General features: G+C 41.0%; 2 protein-coding genes. Both read right to left on the reverse strand.

The window, feature by feature from the left end; translation table 11 throughout:
- On the reverse strand, nucleotides 1-614 hold a 614-nt coding region (locus tag K8S13_RS24415), incomplete at its 3' end, for a DUF6785 family protein (protein ID WP_367172881.1).
- Nucleotides 607-4,870 (reverse strand): FtsX-like permease family protein (locus K8S13_RS24420; RefSeq protein WP_291466337.1); only part of this gene is annotated, 4,264 nt, incomplete at its 5' end. The genes K8S13_RS24420 and K8S13_RS24415, both read right to left, overlap by 8 nt.

Raw genomic sequence — 4,870 nt, forward strand, 5'->3', positions numbered from 1 at the left:
AGTGGAAAATTCATCCGCTCATTTTCCATGGCCTGCCGGGTAATCATATGAATGAGGCAGAGAATTAAAAAATAGCAGATAAATATAAAAATTCCCCAGGACAAAAATGGCACTGCCCATGTGTGCCAGGGGACTCTGGAGATCAGTTCCAGCCACCCCATGTCCTGTCCACCGTCAATACCGTTGTAAAGCATTTCAATGGCTTTACCATCCTGGGGGAAAAGATTTTTGGGCAGAAACGGGTGAAGGACTTCCTGCCATCGGTTTTCCACACTGGCAAAATAGTATGGTGCTGTCAGGTTGATGAAAAATGTCCTGGCAAACCCGGTATAAGCAATCCCTGAGACGAGAATCATCAGGCCCCATGTAAAAAGAAGTTCAGTCCCTGAAAGAAGGGTTTGGATCTTAAACAGTTTCCTGGTCAAAGCTGTGATAACCGTTAACCAGAATAAAAGGTAAAAGGGTGCCAGAGGAAAGTACCCGCCACCCAGAGGAGTTGCATTTTGATATACATTATTAAAAGGTGTCAGGGCACAAATCAGCACTGCAAGGAGAATTGCAATGATGTATGCCCGGGGCCTGATGGCGATTAATTTTTTTTTAGTTTCAGGCAATATTTGTTTCCTTTAACATATATCCTTCCTTTTCATCCCTGTCCATGGATCTCCAGATTAAAAGCTGCTTTCTCATGAGATTAACAAATCTTTTATTGACCCGCCACCAGGTATTTTGTTCACCTGATTTGCGCATTATGTTCATGTGGATTTCCCGGTATCCTTCATAATATTGTGATGGGTTAAATACAATACTGATGTCCTGCATAATGCCCAGATCAAAGGGGGCAAGCCAGGCTGTAAAACAGATATTTAAATCATTTTGATCGGAAGACAGTTCCAGGTTATCCACCGAGAAAATGCCCTGGGATATCTCTTGATGGGTTTCTAAAAATTGGTATAAATAACCCGTGACACTCATTATTTCACTTGTTTTGATTAAAAAGGGCAATTCAATATCCATCACGTCGCCTTTTGCCTTGGCAAGCTCCCATGATTTTTCAACATCCGGTATGGCAATGGAAGCGGCAATCCTGGAGGGATAGATGGAGGATAAAATGACAACCAGCATCACCATTGCCATGGCAAACACACCGCCCAAAGAAGAATAGTTTACAGTGATACCGTTGAGAAGAGCGGTTCCTGCAAAGACCTTAACCATGACCTGGGCAAGAATGTATCCTAAAACCACGCTGAGCACGGCATAGGAGAGGGCTTCGGCAATGAAGATAATTGAAACATGGGAGGGTGCCATGCCGATGGAGGTATAAATACCAATTTCCCTTTTTCTTTCCTGAACACTGCCGATCATGGTGTTCAGCACGATAAAAATAGAAATTAGAATGGGAATCAAAATATTGGGAACCCCTGAATAGTCGAGGCTGTCACTTGCATTATAGAGAAAAACCCCTGTTTTTTCACCCGAGAAAAGCCATAACCCGAATCGATCCACCATTTCATAGGTAGAGTCATGATTATCAGGTTTGTTTTTATACTTTAATGCAATACTCTTAAGATTTCCCCCTAGAGAAATAAGGGTTTTATAGGGAATGATCACGGTTTGATCAAAAGGGATATGCTTGTACCGGCTCTGAAATGCCTTGATATCCTCCCCGGATTCCATGGCCTCCATTTCCGCGTCTGTGGTCATCTGAAAAACCTCATCCGGGAAAATTGCCGGTGTTAAAGGCTCTCCATCAAGATCCTTGAATTTATCAAAGGTATCACCGGAAAAAAGGCCGATAACTTTAAACGGAATGGACCAAAGCATAATATGCCGGTCCTCGGGATCTATGTTTAAGAGATTTAGCCGGGATGCCATTCTTTTTGAAATGATGATCGAATATCGGTCAGCATCTGAAAACCACCGGCCTTGTGTCATAAAATTTGAAAGGCCGCTGATTTCCGGTTCTTTGGGAGATAGGCCAATCAGGCCATTTGCTTCAAAGGTTTGATCCTGGCAGCGTATGGGTATTTTTGTGGTCCGGGTTCGATTTTTGGTTTCAAGCCAGGCCCTTGGTGCTGAAATCATATTTGAGGCCATGGTATTTTCAATTATTTTGAATGCTTCGGTGGGGAGACCTTTCCAGTTCAGCTGTTTTATCAGCAGCCCCTGATAGGGTGTATGATCATTGTACAATAGTTTGGAGTGCTGGCGAATATTTTTAACAGACGTAAAGCTCATGATCGTAAACGTAAGAATAACCAGTGTGGTACAGGTGAGAACGGTTCTGATTTTTCTTCTCCGAAGATTATTGACTCCCATGAAGAAAGAGGCGGAAAAGGCCTTTAAAAAACTTATTTCTCCATCATTTCCCCTTTTCCCCTGCCGCTGCAGTTGTTTCATTTCATTCTCAAAATGATGAAAAATGATCCATGTCACCAGGGCAGACAATCCGGTGATGAAAAATGCGAGGATCACAACGATGGGACTATAGGCCAATTCAAAGGCCGGATGAACATTATAAATAATTGCAATCAGCACAATTAAAATTGTCAGGAAACCGGCAATTCTCTTATAAATATTGATAAAAGCGAAAATAAAGCGTTCCAGGCAAAACGCAAAGGGTGCAAATAGCATAATATAAAACAGAACACCATAAAGCACATCCTTCTGGATGGTTTCAACATGGTCATATACCCTTCCGGCAAGGGCAAGAGATGTTCCGGCTGAATTAAAAAATTTATCATACTTTAAATTCTTAAAACTCAGTTCTGCATCTTCCAATGCCTGATTTCCCTGGGTTTTCAGTGTTCTGATTTTTTGGTTATTAATTCCCTTTTGTTCAAGGTTGTCTATTCTCGGGTTCAACAATGCCCACATATCTTTTGCCGCAAGATACTGGGTGGGGGCAATCAACGGATTCTCATCAATTCGATATCCATTGCCGTCATGATGCTTTGGGTCGGAATGGGTTAACAGCAGCTTTTTGGTCAAAAGGGTGTCTGACAATGCTAACTTCAGTCTGGTTCCGGGCTGAAGATAAATGGAGCTGATAATAGAGGACCTTGTATCAATCCTGCTATACCAATATCGTATTGGGGCGGCACCCGTTCTGGCATCCAGGATCAATAATTTGGTCATATACTGAAAGGTTCTGGGTTCAAGAAGGTTAAGTATGGTTGTCTGGCTGCAGGGGAACATTACAAGATCGGTTTCCATATGCTTTTTTGTCACTTTAACACGATACCGTGCCTTTGTGGTCTTTTTTTTATCAACCGCCCAGGTGGTGTTTCCAGTTGTTTTATCAAATTTATACCCTTCAAGAATTACTTTATGGAGGGTTAATTTTTTTGTTGCCACCCCTTTGATCAAAAACTGGCCTGATTCATCAACAATATTATAGAATGTTGCCGGTCCCTGAAATGAAAAAATAACGCTGTCAGGTGCCGGGGCATCGGCAAATACAGAACCATGTCTTAAAAAATTAGCCCGTCCCATTACCGTGGCAAATCCGTTTCGTGGCATTCTTGTACTGGAAATATTGGGTACAGAGGCAATACTTTTAATAAGATTTGAGATAAAACGGCTCTGGTTTGCAGCATTTTTAATATCTATTGCTTCAAAAATATCATATGGGGTATCCCATAACCGTCGTGCATCATTTGTGGTGACAAAACTGAGTCCCAAATAACCCGCCAGTCTGCTGACTTCACCCCCTAGTGCCGGTGTGTCCTTAAAATAGCTTTGCCAGGATTTGTGAAGCGAGGGCCTTAATGAATCCTTTAAAATATTTTTCGAATTAAGGTTTGCGGCCGCTTTTTTGCCGCTGTTAATGAGGATTTCATTTACTTTAACATAGGGTGGAAATGCATTTATGGAATTTTTAATGTCATACAGCCAACCCTCATTAAAGGCCCCAATACCATTACCATGACTTGAAAGGTGCAATGAAATGATCATGCGGACATTTTTTGATTTAACTAATTTTCTCAATGTCTTAGACGAGGTAAGATTCTTTTTGTCTATTTTTGAATCCTTTAAGATTCTTTTTAATTTTTCAGCAGCAGGGGGGATCAGCGCTTTTGCCAAATTAATTTCATTATTATTAAGCGTCGTCAGATCATTCTTACTTTCAAGCCTTTTCAATGCCATTCTTTGGGCTGCCAGCTTTTTTATCTGAACCTCGTCCGGGTCTTGTTCAAGTCGAAGCCGCATCAGTTGGTTGCTCAAGTCATCAATTTTTGTTTTAATGACATCTAAAATATTTTTTTGAACCAGCTTAAGATTTTTGGTATCCAGTCTTTTTTCTCCAAGATAGTCATCCAGCAAATTCAAGTTTTTTTCAGATTCATTGATGGTATTATCATAGTTTGAGAGCATTTTTTTTAATTGTCTGGATTTCAATTCAAGAGCCCAGATAAATTCACGCATCCCCTGGAGGCTGTTGCCGTGACCGGATGTGGCAATTAACAGGATCGATCTTTTCACAGGGTTTGCTTTAAGGAATGCTGCAAGATCCATGAGCGTTGCAATGGAGCAGGCCTGGTCAGCTCCGGGTGACCGACCGGGTATGAATGCAGATGTGTCATAGAAACTTTCTATGATAATCAATTCATTTTTCAATTCATCATCAATGCCCGGTATCATGCAGTAAATATTTTGGGCGGTTGTTTTTTTCCATTTCATATCGGAAATAAGGGTAACTTCAGGTGATTTTTTAAGGGCATTGATATTTTTAAAATCATTGAACAGGACTTTGGCCTTTTGAGTTGAAATAACAAATTTTGGAAATTGCACCGGTGAAATTTCAATTTTATCTTTAAAAAGAAATTTATCCGGGTCAGGGCCTTGGATGTATATCAATGCTTTGGCA

The organism is Desulfobacula sp., assembly GCF_021107415.1.